The organism is Enterococcus sp. DIV0174 (assembly GCF_050529065.1).
GTDB classification, from domain to species: domain Bacteria; phylum Bacillota; class Bacilli; order Lactobacillales; family Enterococcaceae; genus Enterococcus_B; species Enterococcus_B thailandicus.
The window spans coordinates 875,687-902,636 of the sequence record NZ_CP172881.1 but is presented as its reverse complement, the minus strand read 5'-3'; the positions used below and the strand labels follow the sequence as shown (position 1 = coordinate 902,636).

The 26,950-nt window shown below is 36.7% G+C and carries 18 protein-coding genes; 7 read left to right on the top strand and 11 right to left on the bottom strand.

Annotated elements, in window-relative coordinates:
• Window positions 1-25: 25 nt before the first annotated feature.
• The 5 genes from IGJ93_RS04460 to IGJ93_RS04440 all read right to left on the bottom strand — a co-directional run bounded on the left by IGJ93_RS04460 (window position 26) and on the right by IGJ93_RS04440 (window position 8,798).
• Window positions 26-2,119 carry a cell division site-positioning protein MapZ family protein gene (locus IGJ93_RS04460; protein ID WP_376715577.1) on the bottom strand — a complete coding sequence of 698 codons (2,094 nt, stop codon included), beginning with the start codon at window positions 2,117-2,119 and terminating at the stop codon, window positions 26-28.
• Window positions 2,120-2,520: 401 nt separating this feature from the next.
• Window positions 2,521-3,630, bottom strand: a complete 1,110-nt coding sequence (rpoD, locus tag IGJ93_RS04455) for an RNA polymerase sigma factor RpoD (RefSeq protein ID WP_067484835.1) — start codon at window positions 3,628-3,630, stop codon at window positions 2,521-2,523.
• A 23-nt stretch (window positions 3,631-3,653) separates the two neighbouring features.
• The gene (dnaG, locus tag IGJ93_RS04450) at window positions 3,654-5,492 is read right to left on the bottom strand and encodes a DNA primase (RefSeq protein WP_067484832.1); all 1,839 of its coding nucleotides are present in this window, start codon (window positions 5,490-5,492) and stop codon (window positions 3,654-3,656) included.
• A 181-nt stretch (window positions 5,493-5,673) separates the two neighbouring features.
• On the bottom strand, window positions 5,674-7,986 hold the full coding sequence (locus tag IGJ93_RS04445) for a cation-translocating P-type ATPase (protein WP_176694874.1): 2,313 nt from the start codon (window positions 7,984-7,986) through the stop codon (window positions 5,674-5,676).
• A gap of 179 nt (window positions 7,987-8,165) precedes the next feature.
• On the bottom strand, window positions 8,166-8,798 hold the full coding sequence (locus IGJ93_RS04440; RefSeq protein WP_067484826.1) for a lysozyme family protein: 633 nt from the start codon (window positions 8,796-8,798) through the stop codon (window positions 8,166-8,168).
• 211 nt (window positions 8,799-9,009) lie between these two features.
• On the opposite strand from IGJ93_RS04440, the gene IGJ93_RS04435 reads away from it, so the two are divergent.
• Entirely contained in the window at window positions 9,010-9,726 is a 717-nt protein-coding gene (locus IGJ93_RS04435) for an alpha/beta fold hydrolase (RefSeq protein ID WP_067484823.1), read from the top strand.
• A gap of 12 nt (window positions 9,727-9,738) precedes the next feature.
• Window positions 9,739-12,333, top strand: coding sequence for a bifunctional lysylphosphatidylglycerol flippase/synthetase MprF (gene mprF / locus IGJ93_RS04430; protein WP_075491240.1), 2,595 nt, complete (start codon window positions 9,739-9,741; stop codon window positions 12,331-12,333).
• Window positions 12,334-12,403: 70 nt separating this feature from the next.
• On the opposite strand, the gene tuf is transcribed toward mprF, so the two are convergent.
• A complete protein-coding gene (gene tuf / locus IGJ93_RS04425; protein WP_067484820.1) occupies window positions 12,404-13,591 on the bottom strand; it encodes an elongation factor Tu in 1,188 nt (395 codons plus the stop codon).
• A 292-nt stretch (window positions 13,592-13,883) separates the two neighbouring features.
• On the opposite strand from tuf, the gene IGJ93_RS04420 reads away from it, so the two are divergent.
• On the top strand, window positions 13,884-14,237 hold the full coding sequence (locus IGJ93_RS04420) for a YxeA family protein (RefSeq protein ID WP_067484818.1): 354 nt from the start codon (window positions 13,884-13,886) through the stop codon (window positions 14,235-14,237).
• 104 nt (window positions 14,238-14,341) lie between these two features.
• On the opposite strand, the gene IGJ93_RS04415 is transcribed toward IGJ93_RS04420, so the two are convergent.
• Window positions 14,342-15,346, bottom strand: coding sequence for a nucleoid-associated protein (locus tag IGJ93_RS04415; protein WP_067484815.1), 1,005 nt, complete (start codon window positions 15,344-15,346; stop codon window positions 14,342-14,344).
• A 181-nt stretch (window positions 15,347-15,527) separates the two neighbouring features.
• On the opposite strand from IGJ93_RS04415, the gene IGJ93_RS04410 reads away from it, so the two are divergent.
• The 3 genes from IGJ93_RS04410 (at window position 15,528) to IGJ93_RS04400 (ending at window position 17,610) form a co-directional block, all read left to right on the top strand.
• Window positions 15,528-16,379, top strand: a complete 852-nt coding sequence (locus IGJ93_RS04410; RefSeq protein WP_218658149.1) for an aldo/keto reductase — start codon at window positions 15,528-15,530, stop codon at window positions 16,377-16,379.
• Window positions 16,380-16,395: 16 nt separating this feature from the next.
• A complete protein-coding gene (locus tag IGJ93_RS04405) occupies window positions 16,396-16,641 on the top strand; it encodes a hypothetical protein (RefSeq protein ID WP_067484809.1) in 246 nt (81 codons plus the stop codon).
• A gap of 252 nt (window positions 16,642-16,893) precedes the next feature.
• Window positions 16,894-17,610, top strand: coding sequence for a hypothetical protein (locus IGJ93_RS04400; RefSeq protein WP_071869050.1), 717 nt, complete (start codon window positions 16,894-16,896; stop codon window positions 17,608-17,610).
• An 85-nt stretch (window positions 17,611-17,695) separates the two neighbouring features.
• On the opposite strand, the gene IGJ93_RS04395 is transcribed toward IGJ93_RS04400, so the two are convergent.
• Window positions 17,696-19,075, bottom strand: a complete 1,380-nt coding sequence (locus IGJ93_RS04395) for a phosphatidylinositol-specific phospholipase C domain-containing protein (RefSeq protein ID WP_285701292.1) — start codon at window positions 19,073-19,075, stop codon at window positions 17,696-17,698.
• A gap of 220 nt (window positions 19,076-19,295) precedes the next feature.
• Window positions 19,296-21,743: a hydroxymethylglutaryl-CoA reductase, degradative gene (locus IGJ93_RS04390; RefSeq protein ID WP_430597015.1), complete on the bottom strand. Its 2,448-nt coding sequence runs from the start codon at window positions 21,741-21,743 to the stop codon at window positions 19,296-19,298.
• A 184-nt stretch (window positions 21,744-21,927) separates the two neighbouring features.
• Between IGJ93_RS04390 and IGJ93_RS04385 the strand changes: the two genes are divergently transcribed.
• Window positions 21,928-23,088 carry a hydroxymethylglutaryl-CoA synthase gene (locus IGJ93_RS04385; protein WP_067484797.1) on the top strand — a complete coding sequence of 387 codons (1,161 nt, stop codon included), beginning with the start codon at window positions 21,928-21,930 and terminating at the stop codon, window positions 23,086-23,088.
• 140 nt (window positions 23,089-23,228) lie between these two features.
• On the opposite strand, the gene IGJ93_RS04380 is transcribed toward IGJ93_RS04385, so the two are convergent.
• On the bottom strand, window positions 23,229-23,960 hold the full coding sequence (locus IGJ93_RS04380) for a class I SAM-dependent methyltransferase (protein ID WP_067484794.1): 732 nt from the start codon (window positions 23,958-23,960) through the stop codon (window positions 23,229-23,231).
• Window positions 23,961-24,055: 95 nt separating this feature from the next.
• The gene (locus IGJ93_RS04375) at window positions 24,056-26,731 is read right to left on the bottom strand and encodes a cation-translocating P-type ATPase (protein ID WP_430597014.1); all 2,676 of its coding nucleotides are present in this window, start codon (window positions 26,729-26,731) and stop codon (window positions 24,056-24,058) included.
• Window positions 26,732-26,950: the final 219 nt, after the last annotated feature.

Genomic DNA, 26,950 nt, shown 5'->3' with positions numbered 1-26,950 from the left:
GTCATCTGTTAGATTAGTAAGTTTTTTAATTACTTCCATTCCCGCCAAACCAACCTGTTTTACAGTTGATTGTTACGATATAAAATGGTAAGGCACTTTCCCCAATACCACTCATTAGAGATGATTTGGTTGAAGTCGCATAAAGATTATAATAGCCCTCACCATTTTTAATTTGCGCTTTTTCTAACTTATAGCCGCCTTCGACAATATAGCCTCGTTGAATACACGTAGCAATGACACTTTCTCTCACTCCAGATGCCCAGTTCCACGCTGTATTAGAACTATCTGCTACATCACTTGCATTCGTTCCCATGATTGGTTGATTTGCTGTTGAACCTGAACCTACAGTAGTCGTACCAGAAGCTGTACTTGCTTTCGCGGCTTCTTGAGCTGCTTTTTCTGCTTGGGCGGCTGCTTGAGCCGCAGCGGCTTGCTCTTCTTTTGCCTTTTGTTCTGCTTCTTGTTTTGCTTTTTCTTCCGCAGCTTTTTTCTCAGCCGCTTGTTTTTCTTTCTCAACTAATTGCTGATCTACTTTTGTTAATTGTTGTTTGAACGGCTCGGCAAGTTCTTTGTTTACGATTTTATCAACCGCTTCTTTCGCTACTTTGTATTGATCCCGTGTAGCTGAATCAACAACTTTTTCATTTTGATACACAACTTTTATTTTTTCTTTAGCTGTTTCAATTTGCTCAAGTTGTTTTTTTGCCTCTTGTTGTGCTTTTTTAATAAGCGCTCCAAAAGCTGAATCATCTGTTTCAATTGCCTCGATTTTATCAGTATTTTTTAGTACTGGCTGTTCAACTAAATGATCATCTTCAATCACAGGTTCAGTAAACAAATCATTTACTTTTTTAATACTGATTATCTTTTCTTGAATGTCGTTGTATGTTTCATTTAATTTTTGATAATCTTTTGTAGAGTCAACTTCTTTTAACTCTTGCTTGATTTTTGGCAGGTCTTGATTCAAGTGGTCTGTACGAATGAACTCATTTGTATCATCAACATAAAAACTAGCTAGTTCTTGTTTCATTTCAGAAACTTGCTTTTCTTGTCTGGCTACCTCAGCAATTCGCTCGGCTTCGACTTTTTGCTGATTGTCATAGTATGCCCAACCACCAACACCTAATAAAATAACTGCAGCTAATAAAAGATAAGGTCCTTTTTTAGCTTTTTTTGGTTGTTCAGTTGGTTGTTTTGTTTCTGACATTGTCGGTTCTGATTCTTTTTGAAAAGCTGCTTTATCTGTAGCGGATGTTACAGTTGGTTTTTCAAGCTTTTCAGGCTTCACAGTTGTTTGCTCAACCGTTTCTTTCGTTGATTGTTTCACTGCATCGGCTTTTTTTTGAGAACTCATTTTCTCTTTTTTTACTTGAACTGGCACAGCTTTGTTTGCATTTTTTTTAGCAACTTTTAAGGATTCATCCTTTATGGATTGTTTCTTAGAAACAACTGTTGGTTCTTCAGCTGCTTTTTCTACTGTTTTTTTCGCTTCGTCAACTTTAGATTTCGGGTCTTCGACAACTTGCTCAACAGTTTTTTCTTTTGTTGCCAACTCTTCTGAATGTTCTATGTTTTTTTCTTTTTTGTCGTCACTCTTAGCAGAATCAGACACGATAGCTTCTGTGTCAGTACGGTTTTCTTCTTTGATATCTGCTACATCTTCTGCAATCTCAGGTGCCTGTTCAGCAGCAATCTTTTCGTGAATCATTTGCATTAATTCTTTTGATTGTTCTTCATCCACGTCTTCACGATGAGCCTGAATGTACGCTGCAAGAATTGACTGGTTATCTTCTTTTTCAACATTTTCTTTTAGCTGTGCAATGCGTTCTTGTTTTTCTTTTTCAACCGTTTCATCAATCGAAAGTTTTTGTTTCACTTTGGTTTCTTTTTGATTTTCTGGTTGGTTATCTTGATTTTTTTTCATAGGTTTGACAGCTTTCTCTTTCTTTTCTTCCAATTGTTCACCTGCAGTTTCTTTTACTGCTGTTTCTTCTGGGGTTTCAGACGTATCAAACAATTCCATAACTGATTCAAGTGGCAAATCTTTTAGCTCTGACCATTCGATTGGGTCATTTAACTCTGTATCTGGAAAATCTGGTTGATTATTTTCTTCAGGAATTTGTTCAAGAGATTGGTCTGTTGTTTCGACAACATCTCGTTCATTTTGAATGTGCTGATCATTTTCTTCAAGGCTAAAGCCGCAATCTGGACAAACTTTTTGGCCTTTAATCTTTTTTGATCCACATTTTGGACATTTTTTTTTCACTTAGTGATCGGCTCCTTTAACTAAGTTTAACGCTAACATTTAATCTATCACATTCTAGCCTATCAGCCAATAGTTTATCTTTACGATTTTCTAACAAATCAGTAAATCGAACGTTAAAAATAAGAGTTAAAAAAATTTTTTCACACAAAAACAAGTTTTAGAAAGCAAAGATTATGTGAAAAAAATTATCCATTTGAACAACTAAAAAAAGCTGACACAAAACGAATTAACGTTTTGTGCCAGCTTTTTAGTTTTTATTCCAAGAAATCTTTTAATTGTTTTGAACGTGATGGATGGCGTAATTTTCTTAGTGCTTTTGCTTCGATCTGACGAATACGTTCACGCGTTACACCGAAAACTTTCCCAACTTCTTCTAAAGTTCTTGTTCGACCGTCATCTAAACCGAAGCGTAAACGCAACACGTTTTCTTCACGGTCAGTCAATGTATCCAATACATCTTCCAATTGTTCTTTTAATAATTCATAAGCCGCATGTTCAGCAGGGCTTGTAGCTTCTTGATCTTCAATGAAATCACCAAGATGTGAATCATCTTCTTCACCAATTGGTGTTTCTAATGAAACAGGCTCTTGCGCAATTTTTAAGATTTCGCGTACTTTTTCTGTAGGTAGGTCCATTTCTGCCCCAATTTCTTCAGGTGTTGGTTCTCTACCTAAGTCTTGAAGTAGTTGACGTTGGATACGAATCAATTTATTAATTGTTTCAACCATATGAACTGGAATACGAATTGTACGTGCTTGGTCAGCAATCGCACGTGTGATTGCTTGACGAATCCACCAAGTCGCATAAGTTGAGAATTTGAATCCTTTACGGTAATCAAATTTTTCAACGGCTTTCATTAAGCCCATATTTCCTTCTTGGATCAAATCTAAGAACTGCATACCACGACCCACATAACGTTTTGCAATACTTACAACTAAACGCAAGTTTGCTTCAGCTAAACGTTGTTTTGCTTCTTGGTCGCCTTCTTCGATTTTCAAGGCAAGTGCTACTTCTTCTTCAGCTGTTAAAAGGGAAACTCGGCCGATTTCTTTTAAATACATACGAACTGGATCGTTGATTTTTACACCAGTTGGTGCAGATAAATCTTCTGTTTTTGCTTTTTCAGCTTTTTTCTCACCACTTTTTAAACTGTGAATTGATGGATCACCATTTTCATCGACAACACTGATTCCAGCATCCTCAACTTTTTGAATTAGTTTGTCCATTTCTTCAGCACTCAATGTAAATGGTGTAGCAAGTTGGTTTGATAGATCATCATAGACAACTTGTCTTTTAGGTTTGTGTTCTTTGATGAAAGCTGTCACTGCTGCTTCATACTTTTTCTTATCTGTTACATTTGCCATAAAAGAAGGCCCCCTTCAAGTAGCTATTTGGCTTGTTTTAACTGTCTCGTTAAATTAATGATCTCGATTGTCAATTCTAATTCTAACTGTTTATTACCTGTACGTCTGGCTTCTTGCTGCAATTGTTTTTTTTCGATTATTTTATCAGCTAAGCCAGATTTACTGATAACAGCCAGTAAATCTTGAATTTCTCGCGTAGAGCTTTCTTCAGCGACTCGCAAATAGGCAATCTCCACCACTAAACGCCTAATTTTTTCATCTTGCAAAAAGTTTAAAAAATCTGCAAGGTTAAACTCTTCATATTGTGATAGATACGCATCAAACAAAAAATAGATTTCTGCGTACTCATCGTGGATAAATTGAAACTCTTGTTCTTTCAGCAAATTCCGAACAGAAATTTCTTTAAACACCCGATACAACAACATTTGCTCCGCTTTTTCGACTTGCGTCAGAGGTTGCTTTTGTTGCGGTAACTCCTGCTTGACCATTGGTATATTCGGCTCAGCAGTCCGTTGCTGTTCTTGGCGGTTTGCTCGTTTCAATTCACGCAATTGTTTTTGAATCGTTTCACGACTAACTTGAAATTCACTTGTCAGTTGTGAAAGATACATATCTTGCTCAATTGGCGAGACAACTTTACTTAATTCAATCAACACTTCTTGAAGATAATCTAACTTATCTTTTTCATTATCCAAATTCTTATTTTGCTTTAGATAGCGTGTTTTGAATGTAAAGACTGTTTCACGACCATGTTGAATCAATTCCTGAAAGGATGCTTCACCATATTTTCGCAAATATTCGTCTGGATCTAGCTTTTCTGGTACAACTACAATTGATAACTGTAATCGACTATTTTCACGTAGAAGTTCGATTCCACGATTGGTAGCCTCAAATCCTGCTTGGTCACCATCATAACAAAGCACCAGGTCTTTCGTTAAGCGCTCCATTTGCTGGATTTGTTGAGCAGTTAAACTGGTTCCCATTGAAGCTAAACCATTTTTGATTCCGGCTTGCCAAGCTGCAATTACATCCATAAATCCTTCAAATAGTAATATTTCACCAGTTTTTCGGATCTCGCTTCTTGCTTTATCCAAGTTAAATAAAACTTGACGCTTATTAAATAGTTCTGTCTCTGGACTATTTAAATACTTGGGTTGATCTTTTTCTTGACCTTTTTCTGGTGCTAACCACCGACCAGAAAAGCCAATCGTTCGACCTTGCGGATTGTTGATTGGAAACATGATGCGCTGATAAAAGCGATCAGAAAAATGACCATCATCATGCTTGATAAACAATCCAGAATGTTCAAAAACATCACTTGATAATGATTCATTATTGAACACTTGAACTAAAAATGAACGTTCATTTGGTGTAAAACCAATCTTAAACGCTTCAATTAATTCCATTGTTAACCCACGATTCAGTAAATAATCAAGTGCAGGCTGTCCAGCTTTCGTGTGTAGTAACATGTGGTGATAGACCTCTACAGCTTTTTCATGTGCTGTAAGTAACTCGCCCGTAGCTGAATTTGTTTCATCAGTAGCATATGTTTGTTGTTTCCATTGATCTGCTAAGGGAATTTGTTCAAATTCTGCAACTTTTACCACTGATTCTGGAAAAGTTAATCCTTCAAGTTCTTGAAGAAAAGTAAAGACATTTCCACCTTTCCCGCAACCAAAACAATGAAAAATCTGTTTGTCTTCAGCTACAGAAAACGAAGGTGTCTTCTCTTCGTGAAAGGGACAAAGTCCTAAATAATTTTTTCCAGATTTCTTTAATTGAACGTATTGTCCAATCACCTCAACGATATTCGTTTGACTCCGAATATTTTCAATCACTTCCTGAGGAATTCGCTGAACCATTGTTTCCACCCCCTCATTTGTATACTCCATAAAAATCGAGTAAATCTATCAGGAGAATAACCGGTAAAAAATCGCACCAACCGAAATCAGCGCGATTTTAAAGGACACAATTATACATGTTTGATTGTATCATATTCCTGTTCTTTTTCAAGTATAACGTTTTAAGAAGTTAATGAATTGTTTAAGCAAACTTATTCAACAGTTTTTCTTGAATATTGGCACGCCAATAAGCTAGACGAAGAACAATATTTATTGCCATGAGCCCAACGAATAAGCCAAGTTGATTTCCCACACCTAAATTCACTTCTAAAATGCCATGGAAAAGCATCGCTGCCACATAAATTCCAACAACCGTCGTAACAGCTAAGAAAATTCGTAATGGGTTGAAAGGATAACAAGCTTTGATTACAGCTAAACAACTAATTCCAATCAATAAATAATACATTAATGTTGTCGTTTCACCATTCGACCAATCCAATCGTTGTCCCAATAGATAAACTGTCACAACATTTAAGACAACTAAAAGTGCATTTGGTAATGCATTGATAAGCGCTGTTGGCAAGTAGCGATAATTGACTTTTCGTTTATCTTGCTCAAAAGATAAGAAGAAAGATGGGTACCCTTCAATTGCTAAGTCAATCAATGTGATTTGAATGGGAATGAATGGGAACCCAATCGCAGTAATCGCACATAAGATAGACAAGATGAAAGAATAAATTGTTTTGATAAAGAAAATTCCTGAAACCTTCGTCACATTGTTAACCACTCGACGACCTTCAAACAAAACTTCTGGCAACGTCGTGAAGTCCGAATCCAGTAAAACTAAGTTGGCGATTTGACGAGTTGCGCCATCACCTTCTGCCATTGCAATACTACAATCAGCTTCACGAAGTGCTAACACATCATTTACACCATCACCTGTCATCGCAACTGTTTTACCACTTTCCTTTAGCTCATTGACTAAGATTTTCTTTTGTTGAGGGCTTACTCGACCAAAAACTGTATAGTCATGCGCAGCTTGTCGTACATCTTCTTCATTAATTAAATCAGAAAGATCAATATAGGCATCGTAATTCGGTAAACCTGCACGTCGCGCAATATTCGAAACGGTAAAAGGGTTGTCCCCAGAAATAACTTTTAGATCCACACCTTCTTCATGCAAGTAAGCTAATGTTTCTGGTGCATTTTTTCGAATAGGATCGTCAATTTCAAATAAAGCAATCGGATCAATACCGGTTGGTTTATCCTCTGATAATTTTTGATTAGGTGCAACACCTAGCATCAAGACACGATAGCCATTTGCTTGTGCGGACATTAGTCGATCTGGCAACTGATTTTCTGGAACTAATCGTTCTGGTGCCCCAACGTACACTACACCTAGTTCAGGAAATTCCATTGCGCCCCATTTTCGGTCAGAAGAGAACGCTAAGACTTCTTCTACTTGGTAACGATTGGAAACTGCAAAATAATTACGTAAAGCTTGCATCGTCACATTATTATCATTGCTTTCTGCTAAATAAGTACCAATAATTTCTGGAATTGCCTTTTCATAACGTACATCCAACGCCTCTACATGTTGGATACTCATTTTTCCTTCCGTAATGGTTCCCGTTTTATCTAAGCAAAGTGTATCGACATGGGCTAAGGTTTCAATTGCATACATGTCTTGAACAAGGATTCGTTTTTTTGCTAGCTTCGTAACTCCAGTTGTCAAAGCAATACTAATTAATAATACCAATCCCTTAGGTAACATTCCTAGTAACGCAGCGGCTGAAGCAACAACGGATAGTTTGATTGATGCATCTCTGATGAACAAGGCTTGTAGAAATAAAATAATCCCTAATGGAATAATGACAAAACTGGTAAATTTTGATACTTTTCTGATTGAGTCAACTAATTCAGACTGAATTTTCTTGTGCTTCTTAGCTTCGCTCGTCAAACGAACTGCATAGTTGTCTGCGCCAACGCGAATCACTTTTGCAAAGACTGAACCACTTGTTAAGAAACTTCCAGAAAGCAATTCTGCTCCAGCTTCCTTAATAATTAAATCTGATTCGCCCGTCAACAAAGCTTCATTTGCTTCTGCTCGACCACTCAACACTTCCAGGTCTGCAGGAATTTGCTCTCCCGCACCAATTTTTACTAAATCATCTAGTACAAGTTCTTTCGTCGAAATCGCTCGCTCTTTTCCATCTCGCACAACTGTTACTTCAGATTGAGAAACAATCGACAATTTGCGGACAAGATTTCTTGCATGAATTTCTTGGTAGATTCCGATAACGATATTCATGATAATGATTGCGATATAAGCCATGTTGGAATACGCACCAACTAATAGCAGGCAGACCCCAATTCCAAAGTTCAGGAAATTGAATAATGTCAGAATATTATCGCTGAAAATTTGTCTAGTTGTTTTTGAAGCATCTTCTTGATAGTCATTTTGCTGACCTAACGCCAGCTTTTGCCTAACTTCTTCCTGTGTTAGACCAATCATTTTTTTATTTTCCATTTTTCGCCAACTTTCAAAAATAATCACGTCTTTAAGTCTAGCGGTTTCCAGACTTAAAAACAACTTGTTTTTTAGGGTTCAAACAGATTCTCAACTAAAAAATTAAAGTCTGTCCCTCGAATCTGTCTAAATAAAATTCAGACAGATCGTGCGTTTATTTTTGCTTACTTAAACATTTCTTCATACGCTTGAATAATTTTTTCATTCATCGCAACAATATCCGCATAAAACATATTTCCACCATTATGGTAAAGGTACCCACCATTATATAAAACGGATTGGACTCGCCAATAACGATATTGTGTTTGCTCTTCATTTCCTAACAGTGGACTCAAAATTGTTTTAGAATATTTTTCAGCTAACTTAACTGTGTTTTCACCACCGTTTTCTTTTACATACGCAATATAATCCTTTCCAAAATTATACGCTTGAATCGCAGTCGCTAAATCACAACCTTGTTTTTTAGCTTCCGTTATCATTTCTGCCAGATAGCTTACACCTTGATTGATACTTTCTTGTGGGTTATCGATTACGTTAGCTTCCCCATGCGCACTTTCAGAACTCTGCATCAAATCTTTACCAGAACCTTTTGATTCCGTTAAAATGATTGCTTTGACTAAAGCTTCATAATTTTCCATTTGATATTTTTGCGTAGCTTCTGTTATTTCTGTTTGATAAGCTTCTACTTTTTTTACAGCTTGGTACGTCCGATTAGCAAAAAAGATTGCGCCTCCGACCAGCGCGAGCACTACTGTAAAAAAGAAAGCTTTCAGTATTGAAAATCTTTTTTTCTTCATCACACATCACCTAGTTATTTAGACATCTTTTTTTATCTTACTATTTCTTTTCAAGATTCGCCATTTCTTCCTTGTTTTCTGTAAATTACTTAATAAAAAATGAAATTTTCCAATAAAATTTGTCAACTTACAAAATTGATCGGTAAGTTTCAAGGAAAACAATTGTCTAAAAACAGAAAAAATCGTTATAATTTAAACAGTAGGTGATTATGTGGAAAAAGAAAAGAAATATGCAAAAATGACAGATGGCAGTCAAATCTATTATGAAAAAAGTGGTAGTGGATTCCCTCTTTTTTTGCTTCACGGTAATGGTGGTAATGGAAACTTTTTTTCACAACAAGTACCGCTTTTTGAACAACACTTCACAGTTTATTTAATTGATAGTCGTGGGCAAGGACACTCAACAAACGAATCAGCCAATTTGAGCTTCAACTTAATGGCGGAAGATCTAGCAACCATTTTAGCTTTGGAAAATATCCAACAAGTAGACATTTTAGGATTTAGTGATGGGGCAAATTTAGCTTTAGTTTTTGCAAGTTCCTATCCCAAAAATGTTCATCGCTTGATTTTAAACTCTGGAAACACCTTGGTTCAAGGTGTTCGTCTACTTCCATTGATTGGTAGCTATCTTCACTATGGCATTATTTGGATTACTTCCTTATTTTGGCCAAAGTTGCGAAAAAAATTAGCAGTGATTTCTTTACTGTTACATAATGTTGGTTTGACTGAAACACAATTAAGTAATATTACGTGTCCAACACTGATTTTAGTTGGGAAAAAAGATGTGATTAAGCTCCAACACTCCCTTTTCTTGGCGAAAACTTTACCTAACGCCTCCTTTGTATTAGTAAAAGGAAGTGGCCATCAATTAGCGCGTCAGGATCCACAACGATTCAATCAGGAAGTACTCAAATTTTTAGAAGAATAGTAGGTGATTTATGTGTTAAAAACAGCCCTTCAATGGTTTAAAAATCATTTAGGACTATTTAAAACAATTTTTTTGATTTCTGTTGTTGTTATTATTTTTGGAGAACTCTTATCAATTGGTAAAACTTTATCTGTCGATCAGCTTGCTCAAACTTTCTCCGACATCCCAATTTGGAAAACATTTTTGATGTTCATCATCGGGCTACTTTGTGTCGCACCAATGATTGGTTACGATATAATTTTAAATCGTTTATTGGGTCAAAAATTATCTTGGAGTTATTTACTCGAAACTAGTTGGTTAATCAATTCGATTAACAATGTCGCTGGTTTTGGTGGTTTTGTAAGTATCGGTCTTCGTTCAGAACTTTACGGACAAAAAAAGGATGGAAAAAAAGTCATGCAGGCCCTCTCAAAAATTTTCTTATTTTTGATGGCAGGACTTTCTATCTATAGTTTGTTGTCATTTTTGCTGGTACTTTTTACGCCTGTCACTCCCTTTATCAAACAATATTGGATTTGGTTAATTGGCGGCGGATTATATTTCCCGGTTGTCTTGTTAGTCACTACCTTAAAGAAAGAAGGCTACTTAGGTGGGTTGACTTGGAAGCTACGTGGGCAACTACTTCTTGTTTCTATTTTGGAATGGACAGGTGTATTGCTAAGTTTTCTTTCGGTCGGTTTTTTGATGGAGATTCCGATTGATTTATGGCAAACAATTCCTTTATTTATTGCAGCTTCTGTCATTGGGATTGTGTCAATGATTCCCGGTGAGATTGGAAGTTTCGATGTAATGATGATTCTTGGGTTATCAGCAATTGGAGTTCCTCGTGAAATTGTAGTAGTCTGGATCTTGCTCTTTCGGATTTTCTATTACTTTATTCCATTTTTATTAGGCATCGTCTTTTTCTTCAAAAATATTGGTGCCTCTTTCAATCAAAGATATTCTGGCATTCCTAGACAACTGGCAACAGAAATCGCGCACAAAATTGTTGTCGTTTTACTTTATTTTTCTGGAATCATGCTCGTATTATCTGCTACAATTCCACAAGCTTTTTCGGAGTTTCATTGGTTACATACTTTGAACCCGCTAAAATTCCATTTTATCATTCAATTTCCAAGCATTATTTTAGGTTTCTTACTATTGATTATGGGACGAGGAATCGCCGCGCGGGTCACTCGTGCCTATTTACCAACCATTATCATTGTAGGACTTGCTTTACTTTACGTTATTCTTGGTGATTTTACCTTAACTGGATCAATTTTCTTGACATTATTATTAGTAATCATCATCGCTTCAAAAAATGAACTTTTCCGAGAACAATTAGTTTATTCTTGGGAATGGTTAACTGTCGATGGCTTGTTGATTGGCACATTAACTATTTTATATCTGGTGATTGGCGTCTATAATCTGCCAACCTTTCCACATCGGAAGCATCATTTTATTTCATTCTTTTTATTCCCATCTGAAAAAATTTGGCTTTCTGGTTTCTTAGCCATTGTTACCGTTAGCTTGATCATGATTCTCTTTGTTCACTTTTTACAAGGGAAAAAGAAATTAGTCGGTGAAGCTTTTGATGAAGAAAAAGCAAAAGCTGTACTTGTTAATTATGGAGGGAATTCTGATAGCCAACTGATTTTCTTGAAAGATAAACGAATGTTTACTTACGAAGCAAATGGTGAACCAACTGTATTATTACAGTTTGCTTCTTATAATAATAAATGTGTTGTTATGGGTGATCCTTCTGGGAAAAAGGAAGACTTTCCAAAAGCAATTGAAGCATTTATTACAGAAGCAGATTGTCTTGGCTACTTACCTGTTTTTTATGAGTCAAGTGAAGAACTTGTAATGATTCTCCATGATGTGGGCTATGATTTTATCAAAATGGGAGAAGAAGCGTATGTTGAGTTACCTGAATTCACAACTTCAGGTAAAAAGATGAAGGGCACGCGAGCAGTAATTAATCGAATTGAACGTGAAGGCTTCACATTCGAAGTCCTTTCTCCACCGTTTTCAGTAGAACAAATGCAAACATTTAAACAAATCTCAGATAACTGGCTTGGCAGCCGTAAAGAAAAAGGATTCTCTCTAGGTTTTTTTGCTGAAGATTATCTCCAACGCGGCCCCATCGCCGTTGTCCGAAATTCCGAACAAGAAATAGTTGCCTTTGCTAACATTATGCCAACTTATACTGATAATAAAGTTGGAACAATTGATTTGATGCGCTATGATCCAAAAAAAGCGCCTTCTGGTAGTATGGATTTCTTATTCATCCACCTATTCAATCATATGAAAGAACAAGATATTCAATGGTTCAACTTAGGAATGGCTCCCCTTTCAAATGTAGGAACGTCGAGAAAAAGTTTTCTTCAAGAACGAATTGCTTACTTGGTTTATGAATTTGGCTCCCACTTTTATTCTTTCCACGGATTACGTGAATACAAAGAAAAATATGCAACACATTGGACACCTCGATATACGCTTTATTCCCGAGATAGCTGGATTGCGTATGTCATGATTGCATTACTGATTATCGATAATGCTCCTGTCGAAAAAAATGGAAAAATGAATCCTTTACAAAAAGGATTTAAAAAATGGTTTAAAAAATAGCAAAAAAAGGATTCCAGAAATCATTTCTGGAATCCTTTTTAATTGTAGCAAATTGTTTTTCTCAAAGTTTTTATGCTTCAATTTCAGTAACGATACCTGAACCAACAGTACGTCCACCTTCACGAATTGAGAATGTTGTACCATTTTCAATTGCGACTGGGTGAATCAATTCTACGTCGATTGTTACGTTATCGCCTGGCATAACCATTTCTGTACCTTCTGGCAATACGATTGTACCTGTTACGTCCGTTGTACGGAAGTAGAATTGTGGGCGGTAGTTATTAAAGAATGGTGTGTGGCGTCCGCCTTCTTCTTTTGTCAACACGTAAACTTCTGCTTTGAATTTTGTATGTGGTGTGATTGAACCTGGTTTAGCAATTACTTGTCCACGTTCGATATCTTCACGTTGAATCCCACGAAGTAACACACCTACGTTATCTCCTGCTTCACCGTAATCAAGTGTTTTACGGAACATTTCAACACCCGTAACAACTGCCTTTTGCGTTTCTGGTTTGATACCAACGATTTCAATTTCATCACCAACACGAACGGCACCGCGGTCAATACGACCTGATGCAACAGTACCACGACCAGTAATAGAGAAAACATCTTCCACTGGTAATAATAATGGTTTTTCAGTGTCGCGCTCTGGCGTTGGAATATATTCGTCAACTGTATCCATTAATTCCATGATTGCAGCTTCAGCATCTGGATCACCTTGCAAAGCTTTCAAAGCTGAGCCTTTGATCACAGGTGTATCATCACCTGGGAAACCATATTCACTTAATAGTTCACGAACTTCCATTTCAACTAAGTCGATTAATTCTTCATCATCAACTAAATCTGTTTTGTTTAAGAAAACGATTAGATATTTAACACCTACTTGGCGTGATAACAAAATGTGTTCACGAGTTTGAGGCATTGGGCCATCAGTAGCAGATACTACTAAGATTGCACCATCCATTTGAGCCGCACCGGTAATCATATTTTTTACGTAATCCGCATGTCCTGGTGCATCAATATGTGCATAGTGACGTTTTTCTGTTTCATACTCTACGTGCGCTGTATTGATTGTAATTCCACGTTCACGTTCTTCAGGAGCCGCATCGATACTTGCATAGTCTTGAGGATTTGCTAGGCCTTTTTTCCCTAATACTGTTGTGATTGCAGCAGTTAAAGTGGTTTTACCATGATCGACGTGTCCAATGGTACCAATGTTAACGTGTGGTTTACTTCTGTCATAATGTTCTTTTGCCATAATTTACAAACCTCCTAAATAATATAGATCACTGAATTTTTCAGCTCTCACGCTTTTATTATAGTCCTTTTTTTATAAAATAAAAACGAATATGTCCTCCTTACTTTTTGTAAGGTTGGAACTATGATTATTATACGTCAAAATTGGTCAAAGTCAACTAAGAACACTTTCGCTGAACTTCTCTCTTCTACGCTTACCTTTTGTATCCTTTTTATAAATAAAAATTAGTTTGAGCGGATTCAATAGACGAATCACAACTTTTCAGGAATAATAGAGAACAGAGGTGAAATAGATGAAAAAATTAATTGGACTAATTGCCCTACTAGCCGTCTTTCTCGGTGGGAGTCTGTTTGCTTATGATTATTTTTATGGTGGCGAAACTTACTACACTGAAATTACTACAAATGGGGAAAAGCATACTGAACTCTCTGATAACGGAGAATCTTATACCGCGTATACGTACAAACAAAACGCCTACAATAAAAATGGCGAAAAGAAACGAGTTACTTTGAACGAAATGCGGGAACGTCCTTTGAAATTAAATGCCTATTTAAAACTTAAGGTCAATCCACGTAAAGGCGTCATGAGCTGGGAAGAAGTCAAAGAAACTGATGTTCCAAAAGAGGCTTTAGAAAAAATGGAATAATCCTCTTATATTCTCCAAACAAAAAGCAGTTCAGAAAAATTTATCTGAACTGCTTTTTTGTTTACCTTTTATCTATTGTTTCTCGTTGATTGATCAAATTTTTATTACAATCGATTCAAGACTTCATCAACGTTTTTAATCATTACAGAAATTGTTCCATCTGGATTGTTCACGAATTCAATCAAATCTGGATTGCGATAAACATCTACTGGAACGATCAATTCAATTCCGTTAGATAATTTGAACTTTTGCTTGCCAAATTTTTTCTCTGAGATTTCTTGTACTTCTTTCACAGGAATTGCTTCTGGAACAAAGCCATGTTCCTGTACTTCCTCCTTAAAAGCCATCTTGGCAGAGATATTTTCCTTGAATACTTTTTCGGCAATCATTTCATGATCCAGACGACCTTTTTCCTCAATGGTATCGTAAACAGCTTCTTTCAGATCAGCAACCATATCAAATTCATCAGTCTCAAATTTCTTGCCTATTTGTTTCGCCACTTTTTGAATTACTTTGACGTTTTGCTCTAACGAAGGTGCTGGTACACTTTCAATCACTTTTTCTGAGAAATACCACTCTTTTTTTCCAGAAAACTCATATTTTTTCTCTAAGAGTTCATACGATAGCTCTTTCAGATTCACCGCAATTGCCTCATCTGCCTTTTGAGATTTAGAACCTAAGATTGCGCGGTTCAAGATTAATTTATTTTCAATCCCAGTTTCATCTGCGTCAACGAAATGGGTATACGATTCACGATAATTCACCTTTAATAGTGCCACATAAAGTTCTGTGTCTAGTTCATACAACACAACAAATACATCGGCACTTGGCGCCTCTTCACTTTCTTGATAGATTTCATACCAACGCGCCACGATTTCTTCACTGGCTACAATGAAATCTTCAGAAAAATGCTGGACGCTTTTGGCAAATTGGCTTTCTTCTGCTAAGTGACCTGTTTTGGTTTGTGCAGAAGAAATTTTTTGAATTTTTTTTTGTAAAAAATCACGAATGAAGTCCTTCGTTAAGTCTAATTCTTTTTGTGAAAAAACAGGTGAACCTGTTTCGCGATCAATAATATGCAAGATTGCCTTCTTTAAATAAATATCCATGAGCTCATTCCCTTCTTGTCTAGTTTACCGAAAAAACGAAAAAAAGCTAGCTTGGTCAAAAACATTTTTGTTCAAGTTTTCTTTTTCCTTTTTCTCGTGATAAAAATCAAAGCATGATGCCTTACTTTTTGTAAAAAGTGCGCTAAACTAGATAAAGGAAAAAAGAAATGGAGATGTGAACATGGAAAACTTAACAAGCACGTATCGTTTAGCAAATGGTTATGAAATCCCAGTTGTTGGTTTTGGTACTTGGCAAACACCTGATGGCGATGTAGCAGTTGCCTCTGTAAAAGAAGCATTAGCGGCAGGTTACCGTCATATTGATACAGCACAAGGCTATAAAAATGAAGAAAGTGTTGGTCAAGCAATCAAAGAAAGTGGTATTCCTAGAAAAGAAATTTTCTTAACAACAAAATTGTGGAATACCAATCATAGCTATGATTTAGTAATGTCTTCTTTTGAAGAGTCTTTAGAAAAACTACAAACAGACTATCTTGATCTTTTTCTTATCCACTGGCCAAATCCAATTACTTTCCGTGAAAATTGGGAAGAAGCAAATGCTGAAACTTGGCGTGCTTTTGAAGAATTATATGAAGCAGGAAAAATCAAAGCAATTGGTGTAAGTAATTTCTTGCCTCATCATTTAGATACTTTAGCGAAAACAGCGAAAATCATGCCAATGGTGAATCAAATTTTCTTAGCACCAGGTGAACTACAACCTGAAGTAGTTGACTATGCTCGACAACATGACATGATTCTTGAAGCTTACAGTCCTTTAGGAACAGGAAAAATCTTTGATGTTCCTGAAATGCAAGCAATTGCTGAAGCACATGGAAAAACAATTGCACAAATCTCATTACGCTGGTCTTTACAACACGGCTTTTTACCTTTACCTAAATCGGTCACACCAAGTAGAATCAAAGAGAACACAGAGTTATTTGACTTCGAATTGACTGAAACAGAAATGGCACAAATCGATTCATTAGATGGTGTCGTAGGTAAAGCCAAAAATCCTGATACAGCTGAATTTTAATTTAGTAGGTGATTGTATGAATCCCATTCAAAGGTTAGAAGCGTTACCTGAAGAAATTCTTCGGACCTTTCATCCAGATTTTATCTTTTTGATTGAACCCGATAAAATCCAACACTTTCCAGCCAGAAATATGTCACATAATCAAAAAATCCACGAAGTCAAAAAGCGCTTGGATCATTCGTTGATGGTGACTCACTGGAACGAGCATGAAATTATCTACTCGCCGGAACTAACCGTTTTTGCGTTACTACCAAAAGAGTAAAAACAGCTTGGACAATCTCTTTGTCCAAGCTGTTTTTTTGTAGCCATTTATCTTCTTCATCATTCTTCTGAGCAGAACTTTTTTATTCGTTTTCCCCGCTTAATATTAAAAAAAACAAAAATTTTCGATAAAAATCAACAATTATTGGGTCATTATGCGTACTTACGCAAGTTTTTTCCTTTAAATCCTTTTCAATTGGCAAAATTTTTCTTATAATCGATAAGGTATGAGTGAAGGAGAGAAATCAAAAATATGAAGAAAAAACAAAAACAAAAATTATTAAATCAATTTCGTCCCTCTTTAGATGGAATTAGAAGTCAACTATTCAATTCATTAGAAGAAGAAAGTTTACGTCGTTACGGCTTACCTTTACAAGTAATGCTTGATCCAAAGAATCGTCAAATTTTAACAATTGGTTTGGCTGGAAATTCAAACGAATCAACTCGTATTAACGTACCAATTGATGAGAACTTTACGAGTGTGTTAAAACGCATTCGTTCTGGTGAACAAGATATCTTTGAACGTTTTCGTGATAACTTGTTGATTGAAATTGTTTCTTATTGGAACGATCAACGAATGAAAAACGATGAACCAACTGCAGAAGTTGTTTCAACTCCAGTCGCCCCTGTTGCTGAAGTGAAAGAAGAAAAAACAGAAAAATCAGTTGCAACTGAAGAAGTCAACGCAGAACCTGTCACTGAGGAAGCACCAGCAACAACTTCTAACTTAACCTTTGATCAGTTTGCAGCCGCTGTTGCAGAATATCCAAAATTCTATGTTGAAAAAACAGCAGATGCTGCAATCGTTTTTGAAAAAACAGCAGATGAGCCACGCCAATTAGCTGAAATCTCAATGACTTCTGAAAACGAGTTTACAGTTGAAAAAGCACTTGAAAGAAAGTATAAAGTGAAATTAACGCTTGTACCATTAATTGAGCAATTTGCGGCAATGCCAATTGTTAATCGCTAATAATAAAAAAGATGACATCCATGCGTATGGCCCTTCCGTTAGACAAAAAATCTAACGGAAGGACAGACATGGGTGTCATCTTTTCTTATCTGATTACATTTATCACAAATTTTTGATTTGTTTTTCCTGTATACGGGTAAGTAATCAACTCACCGGATTGATTATGAACACTGTTTTTTACATCTAGGTAAAGATTACTTGCACAATTTTTCAAGTAGTATACCTTGTTCTTGCCATGTTCTCCTGCTGGAATAAGTTGCCATAATCCCCTGTTACTGTCGTCCGCACCTTCAATCACAACATTATATCGTGATGTATTATAAGGGGTAGTTGCTTGTCTTAGTGCAAGGTGACCATAGTCATATGTATGTATGCGATAGGCTTTTGTATTTGAATCGTACCACATTTGCCATTTTTGGTTACTTCCGTTTTTATTTGGATAAATAATACCCAAATCGTTGGCTTGGTTCCAGTCGACAATTTTATTTGTATCCAGTAAAGTTTGGATTGTTACAATCGAGCTATCGTATACTCCATAGTTCTCTGGATTTTTTAAAAGCCGTTGATTTAAATCAATAACACTATTCACTAACTCACTGCTCGGATAATCAGCTATTACGATCCCTGCATGTTTCACTTGGTTATTACGAATATAATCTACAACGAATGGATTCATTTTTCCTGCAAAGCCTTTAATTTGATAAAAGAAATTTGATGCACTTAAATAATTAATATATTTAATATTATCTGTTCCTCCACTCTTTGTGGATTTTACCAATTGTTGCTCAATTGCCCAGCGTTTATCTTCGGGATTCACTGGCTCCCAATAATCTTGAATATCAAATTGACTTGGATAGGAGATTCCAACACTATTTCCCAAAAAATTGCGTAAAATGACGATTTTCCCTCTCGTTTCGCCCAAAGTTGGATTACTATTTCCGTAATAAAAAAAATCTTTCCAACAACTATTTTTTAGGTATTTTTCATTTAAAACTTGATTGAATATCTGATCGTTTACTGAACTATTTTCTTGCTTCAGACGCATATAAACAACTTCACTTGGATTTTTTGTAAGAAAACTCGTTACTTGATTCAAAACATCGCCAAACATTTGATTCAAATAAAAACTACCATGATGCATCGCAAAAGAACCATTTGTTTCACACACACGCGCATCTAAAAAGCGGATTCCATTATTCAATTGTCTCGTGATATCAATACTTTGTGTCTTCACATACCCCAGTCCCACAGTGTCTTTGATAGCATGTGTTGCTGAATCGTGTGTTCCTGGAATTGACAGCTCTGAAAGGCGTGTATTATCTTTAAGTTCATTCATCCAGTATCTATTTTTTGCTCGACCTTCCCAATAAAAATCACTCATCTCAGCATTTACCGTTATTGCTGGTACTATACATCCCAAAAAAATTATTCCTACGAACAACATCTGCCATACTTTCTTTCTCATAGATTCTCTCCTTCATATTTATTTTTGTTACTTTTTTATTTTATCATCTATACATTTAATTAAAAAAACGATAACTTAAGTAATGACAGTGTTTCAAAGAAAATAATATAATGTTATAAAAAATACAATCTATCTTAAGATATTAAAAAGCAAAAAAACTGAGACCATAAATTTGCCCCAGTTTTTGCCTATCTATCAAAAATAGTTTATTCAATTGATTTTATGTTGCTTGCTGAACATCAAGTAATATTTCTTTCGCAATTTCTTGGTTCATTTTTGCTTTACTTCTTAGTGCTTGCGCAACTTGCTCGATTTCGGCTCCTTTTGCACCAACAGTCATCGCTAATGTTCTTGCTTGAAGTGCCATGTGTCCTTTTTGGATACCGTCAGTTACTAACGCACGTAACGCAGCCAGATTTTGAGCCAAACCAACGGCTGCAATTAGTTGTGCAAGTTCTTTTGCAGAATCGACGTTTAGTAGCTCAAAAGACGCTGCAGCTTTTGGTAATACCTTTGATGCACCACCAACACTTGCCACAGCTAACGGCAATGTGATTTCTCCAACCAAACCATCCTCAGTTACACGCCATTGTGTCAAGCCTTCGTAGTGGCCATTTTTAGCAGCATAGGCATGGATAGCTGCGCCCGTTGCGCGAGTATCGTTACCTGTTGCTAAAATAACTGCATCGATTCCGTTCATGATTCCTTTGTTATGCGTTGCTGCACGGTAAGGATCTAATTTAGCATATTCTGCAGCTTGTTGGATTTTTTTAGCAATTTGTTCACCCATTTGACGATCAGCAGCTAACCGCTCAAATGGAATAATACAATGAGCGGTTGCCAAAGACTCAGTGGCTAAATTACTTAAAATACTAAACAAAATTTCTCTTTCTGGAAACCATTCACGAAGTTTTGTCGCCACACCTTCTAGAATAGCATTAACAATATTGGCACCCATCGCATCTTTCACATCAATCAAAAAATCAATTGATAAGTAAGCTTGGTCTTCTCCCTGAAATTCGCGACTTGCGATTTCACGAACTCCTCCACCACGTTTAACAATGGATGGATAGCTGTCATTTGCGCACAGAATCAATTCTTCTCTGCGTTCTTCAAGTGCTTGAATGATGTCCTGATACGCTTGTTGACCAGCTAAAACAATTTGCCCACGCATCAATCGTTGTGGTGTTTCTGCCTTGATATCTCCACATAATTTTGCACCATTACTGGCTGCTGCAATCACTGAGGGTTCTTCTGTAGCCATTGGAATCCATTTTTTAATCCCATTAATTTTAAAATGCTGTGCAACTCCTAAGGGAATTTCAACTTCACTGATTTGATTTTCAATCAAGTGATTCGCTATTTCTTCGGGTAATGTTTGTTGAGCAAGCAGGTCAGCAGTGTTTTCTGTTAGCTCACCTTCTTCAACTAATTGATTTCGACGTTGTGCTGGCGTCAACTGATAGAACTTTTTTTTTTGTAAAAATTGTTCTTCATTCCATTCTAGATTTGCTTCAAGTAACATCGCTAATCCTAGACCACCACCAATGCATAATGAAGCGACACCATAGCGTTCTTCTTCTCTTAATAGCCCATAGCCTAAAGTTGTCAAGATTCGAGCACCACTTGCACCGATTGGATGGCCTAAAGCAATGCTACCGCCATAAATATTGACTTTGTCACTTTCCAACTGAAGTTCCTGATTCACAACAAATGAAGAAGCTGCAAAGGCCTCGTTGATTTCAAATAAACCAATTTCTTCTAAAGGAATATCCGTTTTAGCCATCAAATGATTAATGGCAGTAATTGGCGCAATGCCCATCATTGATGGGTCGATACCGACTTCCGCTACTGCTTTGATTGTCGCCAAATAAGGAAGATCATTTGCGATAGCATATTCTTTTGAAGCCAAAATTAATACAGAGGCTCCATCATTTAATGGCGAGGCATTTCCTGCCGTTACTGTTCCATCCTCAGCAAATACGGTACGCAATGTTCCTAATTTTTCTACCGTACTGTTTCCGCGAACAGATTCATCTGTTGCTAACCAGTGCATTTCTTCAACTTCAATTGGAATAATTTCTTCCTTAAAAACGCCTGCTTCTGTTGCTTTAGCTGCTTTAAGTTGTGAAGCAAGTGCATATTCATCTTGTTCTTTTCTAGTAATGTGATAGTGTTGGGCAACATTTTCAGCTGTTAATCCCATATGCGTATTTGAAAAAGCATCGGTTAATCCATCATTGACCATGCTTGAAATTGGTTCACCATAACTATTTGTTTCAGATTCATAAGGTTGAAGCAAAGGTGCTCTGGACATACTTTCCGTCCCACCAGCGATAACGACTTGTGCTTCACCTAATTGAATCAATTGGCGTGCTAAAATAACTGCTTTCATTCCTGAACCACATACTTCATTGACTGTCATCGCGGGGACACTTGTAGGAATCCCACTGTTGATTGAAATTTGTCTAGCAACATTTTGGCCATTACCGGCTTGCAAAACATTTCCAAAAATGACTTGGTCAATTTGTTCTTTGTTGATACCAGTTTTTTTCAATAATTCTTTCGTAGTCAAAGTTCCTAATTCGACAGCAGAAAAACGGCTCAAGCTCCCACGGTATTTACCTATAGGGGTTCTTGCAGCATCTATAATTACGACTTCTTTCAAGTAAGCCACCTCCTACAAAAATATAACATTCTTTCAAGTAAAAACAAATAGCTCACTACTATCGACAGTTTTTTCCGCTTGAAAATTTTAACAATCCTTAAATATTATCTTTTTTATATTTCTTTTAAACATTTTGTGATACTTTATTAAAGTAAGTTTTAATTATGAGTGAAGAGGTGTTGAAATGAAAATCGGGATTGATCGTCTTTCCTTTTTTATTCCAAATTTATATTTAGACATGACAGAGCTAGCTGAGAGTCGTGGAGATGATCCTGCCAAATATCATATTGGTATTGGACAAGATCAAATGGCGGTTAACCGCGCAACAGAAGACATCATCACTTTAGGAGCGAATGCTGCTAGTAAATTAGTTACAGCTGAAGACCGTGAACAAATCGACATGGTCATCGTTGGAACAGAATCTGGTGTTGACCATTCAAAAGCCAGTGCCGTCATTATTCATCATTTATTAAAAATCCAACCATTTGCTCGTTCATTTGAAGTAAAGGAAGCTTGTTATGGAGGGACCGCTGCTTTACATATGGCAAAGGAATATGTCCGCAATCATCCTGAACGAAAAGTTTTAGTGATCGCTAGTGACATTGCTCGCTATGGTTTAGCAACTGGCGGAGAAGTTACTCAAGGGGTCGGAGCTGTAGCGATGATGGTCACTGCCAATCCAAGAATTCTTTCAATTGAAAATGACAGTGTCTTTTTAACAGAAGATATCTATGATTTTTGGCGCCCAGATTATAGTGAATTTCCTGTTGTTGATGGTCCATTATCAAATGCGACATACATCGAAGCTTTCCAAAAAGTTTGGCAACAACATAAAAAACAAACTGGTTTGACCTTAGAAGACTATCCAGCATTATGCTTCCACATCCCTTATACAAAAATGGGGAAAAAAGCGTTGCAAAGTGTTCTAGATGAAACAGATGAAGCAAATCAATCACGTTTGCTGACTCGTTATGATGAAAGTATCCAATACAGTCGTCGTGTTGGCAATTTATATACTGGTTCTCTTTACCTTGGCTTGATTTCCTTACTTGAAAATTCATCTGCTTTGCAAGCTGGTGATCGCGTTGGACTATTTAGTTATGGTTCTGGAGCAGTAAGTGAATTCTTCACGGGAATTTTAGAAGAAAATTACCAAGATTTTCTAGATAAAGAAGACCATCAAGCTTTATTTGATAACCGCCAACAAGTTTCTGTAGTAGAATATGAACAAATATTTAGTGAAACTCTGCCAGAACATGGCCAACATGCAGCATATAACAGTGACGTACCATTCTCAATTTATAAAGTAGAAAATGATATCCGTTACTATAAAGAAGCAGAATAAAAAGCAACTGCCCCGTACCAATCAACAAAAAATTGGTACGGGGCAGTTTTGTATTCAATCATGCGGATACGCTAAAATAATCAATTATCTTTTATTCTGATTACAAAAAGTACTATTCATTCTCACTAATTTTTTGAGGACTAATCCCGTATCTGCCACAGAAGCACGCGATACGTTACTGTCGTTGTACTGATTTGTTCAGCTTTTTGGCTAAATAACTGTGAAATTTTTTCTTTCAGCTCAGCTGTCATCTCTGCTTCATAATATTCAGTTAACAGCTCTCGTGAAATCGTCTCTTTGATCTGATAAGTAAAATCTTGTTTCTTAACTGGAATTTCTTTACTCTGTAAAAATTTTTCTATTTGGTTACTAATGAAGGGTGTGGTGTTTGGATCTCTCACTGCTATACCTAATTCGTCATCTATAACTGTGAAAAGATCATCTTCTGATTGGATTACTCGTACCATGACACACCATTTTTTCGCTTTCTTCATCAGTTTTTCAACTTGTGTTGTTTGAGTAAAAGCTGGATTTGCCGCTGAAAAAATCACCTCGTACTGCTCTTTAGAATCCAAAAACTTAGCAAAAGTTTGTTTCTTGAACACCACATTTTCTGCTCCAGAACGTTTTGCTTTTTGTTGCGCGTATCGTAACATTGACGCTGAAAAATCAATTAACTCATACTTAGCAACCTGTTCAGCAAGTAATGGTAGATAACGACCTGATCCACCGGCAACATCTGCTAGTGATTCTGCGGGCAGTACAGATTCCTTGTATAAAAAGTCTACGATGTCCGCAACGATTGGCACTTGTGACTCTTCTTGAACTGCGTAGTATTCTTCTGCAAATTCGTCCCATGCTTCTTCATTCATTTCTTTCACCCTTAATTTCAAAAAAGAAGTATGCCAATCACTTAGCACACTTCTTTTTGTTTTTCTAGCTAACTACTCTATGACTAATCACTTGTTTATTCTTTTTCTTTTCCATTTTGAACATGAACAATAATTAGTTTTGTGATTTCCATTAAAAGAATGGTTACAAAAGCAATCCCTAAACAAATCAAGATTTCTGATATGCCAAAAGCTGTTGGAATAGAAAAGACTTCTTTTAGTCCCGGGATCATTGTTAAGCTAAACAAAGCACTACATACAACTACTGCAATCAAGACAACTTTATTGGCAAAGAAGCCTGCTTGAATTGCTGTTTGCGTATTTGAACGTGCAGGGAATGTTTGTAACGTACGACACCAAATCAATGTTGTAAATGACATTGCTACACCAAATTCAGGTGAATGCTGCATCCCTAACCATTGTGCAAAGATAACCGCAATCCCAATCAAGATCCCACGATAAGTCACTGAAACCAATGTTCTACCTGTAAAGATCCCTGTATTTGGATCTCTCGGTGGGCGACTCATTGTTGCAGGTTCTGCTTTTTCTGTTCCTAAAGCAATTGCAGGTAAAGAGTCATTTACTAAGTTGATGAAGAGCAGCTGCAATGCTGTGAATGGATTTGACCAATCAGCAACCAATGCAAAGATGATTGCAATGATGGCACCTAAGTTTCCAGCAAATAGATAAGCAACAGCTTTTTTGATATTGTCAAACACATTACGTCCAACTTCTACTGCACTAACAATTGAAGCAAAGTTATCATCTGTTAAGACCATTGCCGCTGCATCTTTGGCAACATCCGTACCAGTTCCCATAGCAATCCCAATGTCTGCTTGTTTCAATGCAGGAGCATCGTTGACACCATCACCAGTCATTGCAGAAATATGCCCCTTCGCTTGCCAAGCGCGAACAATTCGAATTTTATTTTCAGGAGAAACACGTGCGTAAACGGTCACGTTTTCTAAGATATTCATCAACTCATCTTCTGATAAAGCATCTAGTTCTGTACCAGTTAATGCTTGGTTTCCTTCTTCAAAAATACCGATTTCTTTTGCAATTGCAACAGCTGTTGTTTTATGGTCCCCAGTAATCATCACTGTTTTGATTCCCGCGCTACGAGCTTCTTCAACAGCTTGTGTTACTTCTTCTCTTGGAGGATCAATCATTGCTAAGATTCCGACTAAAATCAGATCATTTTCATCATCAAAAGTTAAGTCTAAGTTATCGATTGGACGATAAGCGAAAGCCAACACACGTAAAGCACGATTAGAAAAGGCTTCGTTTTGATTTTGGAAATTGGTCATCAATTCATCTGTCATTGGTACAACTTCACCATTCAACAAGACTTTTTTACTACGGTTAAAGACGATGTCTGGTCCACCTTTAACCAACAAATATTTTTCATTGTCAAATGTATGTGCAGTTGACATCAATTTACGATCTGAATCAAATGGCAGTTCTGCTTCACGAGGAAAGTTTGAACGGATTTCTTGATAAGGTTGATTTAATTTTTCACTAAAATCAATAAAGGCAACCTCAGTTGGATCACCTAGTTTTGTTCCGTCTTCACTGATTGACGCATCGTTTGCTAACACAGAGATTTCAATCAAGCGACGTTCATCATCAGACCATTTTTCTGGATTGTCTGTAAAGTCTCCGGAATTGCCATTTGCTAAGTAATAATCAACAACCGTCATTTTATTTTGAGTCAAAGTACCTGTTTTATCGGTACAGATAATACTTGTCGAACCTAATGTTTCTACTGCCGGTAACTTACGAATAATCGCATGACGTTTGGCCATCTTATTTGTTCCTAAAGATAACACGATTGTAACGATTGACTGCAACGCTTCTGGAATCGCAGCAACAGCAACGGCAACAGCAAACATCACCGCATTAACAATATCAGCAGTTAAGTCACCTGTACCTTCACCAAGGAAAATACGTAATAACTGGATGCCTAAAATCAGCAATGACAAAGCAAGAATTGCTAAACTTAACTTCTTACTAAATTTATCTAATCCACGTTGTAATGGCGTTGCTTGCTCTGTTGTACTTTCCAACAAACCAGCAACTTGACCAATCTCAGTGTTATTTGCAGTTGAAGTAACTAAGAATTTACCACGACCATATGTCACAATGGTTCCACTAAAAACCATATTTACACGATCACCAACTGGAACAGTATTTGTAATTTCAACAACTTCTTTTTCAGCTGCAGTCGATTCACCTGTCAACATACCTTCATCTACTTGTAATGAGCCAGCTTCTAATAAACGACCGTCAGCTGGAACGTAATCTCCTGCTTCCAGTAATACTAAATCGCCAACTACTAATTCTTTTGCTGGCACTGTTTTCTCTTTGCCATCACGAATGACGCGAGCGTCGGGTGCTGAAAGATTTTTTAATGCTTCTAATGAACCTTCTGCTTTTTTCGCTTGGACCACACTGATAACCGAGTTAAGCATCAATACCGCAAAAATAACGAAGAACTCAACATATTCGCCCATGATCATTTGAATAAGCGCAACAATCAGTAACACAATTACCATCGCATCTTTGAATGTTTCTAAGAACAACTTCCAAGTCGGCTTTTTCGGTGCTTCTTTCAATTGATTTAGTCCGTCTTTTTCCAGTTTTTCTTTTGCAAGCGTCGTGCTCAAACCATTATTTGAGCTGTTTGTTTGCTGCATCAACGAATCAATTGGTTCTTGATAAATCACTCGTTGTGCTTGTTCTTTGTTTTCCAAATTTCATCCCCCATTTAATCTTTTTGCTCCTAGTATTATTTGACTGAAAAAAAAGAGACCCAAGACAAATCAACATTTGTCTTAGGTCTCACCATTTCATACAATACCAGAAAACCAATTGGTTAACTTACTGTTGATATTATCGCAACGATTTGTTGCCGGTTACTCCCCTAAGGAGATATTCAACTGTACTAATATCCTATCGTATTAAATGACAAA

Coding starts and splice junctions, on each gene's coding strand:
- IGJ93_RS04415 (WP_067484815.1), bottom strand. CDS start 15,346: ATGGATATTTATTTAAAGAAGGCAATCTTGCATATTATTGATCGCGAA.
- IGJ93_RS04445 (WP_176694874.1), bottom strand. CDS start 7,986: ATGATTGGTCTAACACAGGAAGAAGTTAGGCAAAAGCTGGCGTTAGGT.
- IGJ93_RS04400 (WP_071869050.1), top strand. CDS start 16,894: ATGAAGAAAAAACAAAAACAAAAATTATTAAATCAATTTCGTCCCTCT.
- IGJ93_RS04380 (WP_067484794.1), bottom strand. CDS start 23,960: ATGAATGAAGAAGCATGGGACGAATTTGCAGAAGAATACTACGCAGTT.
- IGJ93_RS04440 (WP_067484826.1), bottom strand. CDS start 8,798: ATGAAGAAAAAAAGATTTTCAATACTGAAAGCTTTCTTTTTTACAGTA.
- IGJ93_RS04420 (WP_067484818.1), top strand. CDS start 13,884: ATGAAAAAATTAATTGGACTAATTGCCCTACTAGCCGTCTTTCTCGGT.
- tuf (WP_067484820.1), bottom strand. CDS start 13,591: ATGGCAAAAGAACATTATGACAGAAGTAAACCACACGTTAACATTGGT.
- IGJ93_RS04410 (WP_218658149.1), top strand. CDS start 15,528: ATGGAAAACTTAACAAGCACGTATCGTTTAGCAAATGGTTATGAAATC.
- dnaG (WP_067484832.1), bottom strand. CDS start 5,492: ATGGTTCAGCGAATTCCTCAGGAAGTGATTGAAAATATTCGGAGTCAA.
- rpoD (WP_067484835.1), bottom strand. CDS start 3,630: ATGGCAAATGTAACAGATAAGAAAAAGTATGAAGCAGCAGTGACAGCT.
- IGJ93_RS04385 (WP_067484797.1), top strand. CDS start 21,928: ATGAAAATCGGGATTGATCGTCTTTCCTTTTTTATTCCAAATTTATAT.
- IGJ93_RS04395 (WP_285701292.1), bottom strand. CDS start 19,075: ATGAGAAAGAAAGTATGGCAGATGTTGTTCGTAGGAATAATTTTTTTG.
- IGJ93_RS04405 (WP_067484809.1), top strand. CDS start 16,396: ATGAATCCCATTCAAAGGTTAGAAGCGTTACCTGAAGAAATTCTTCGG.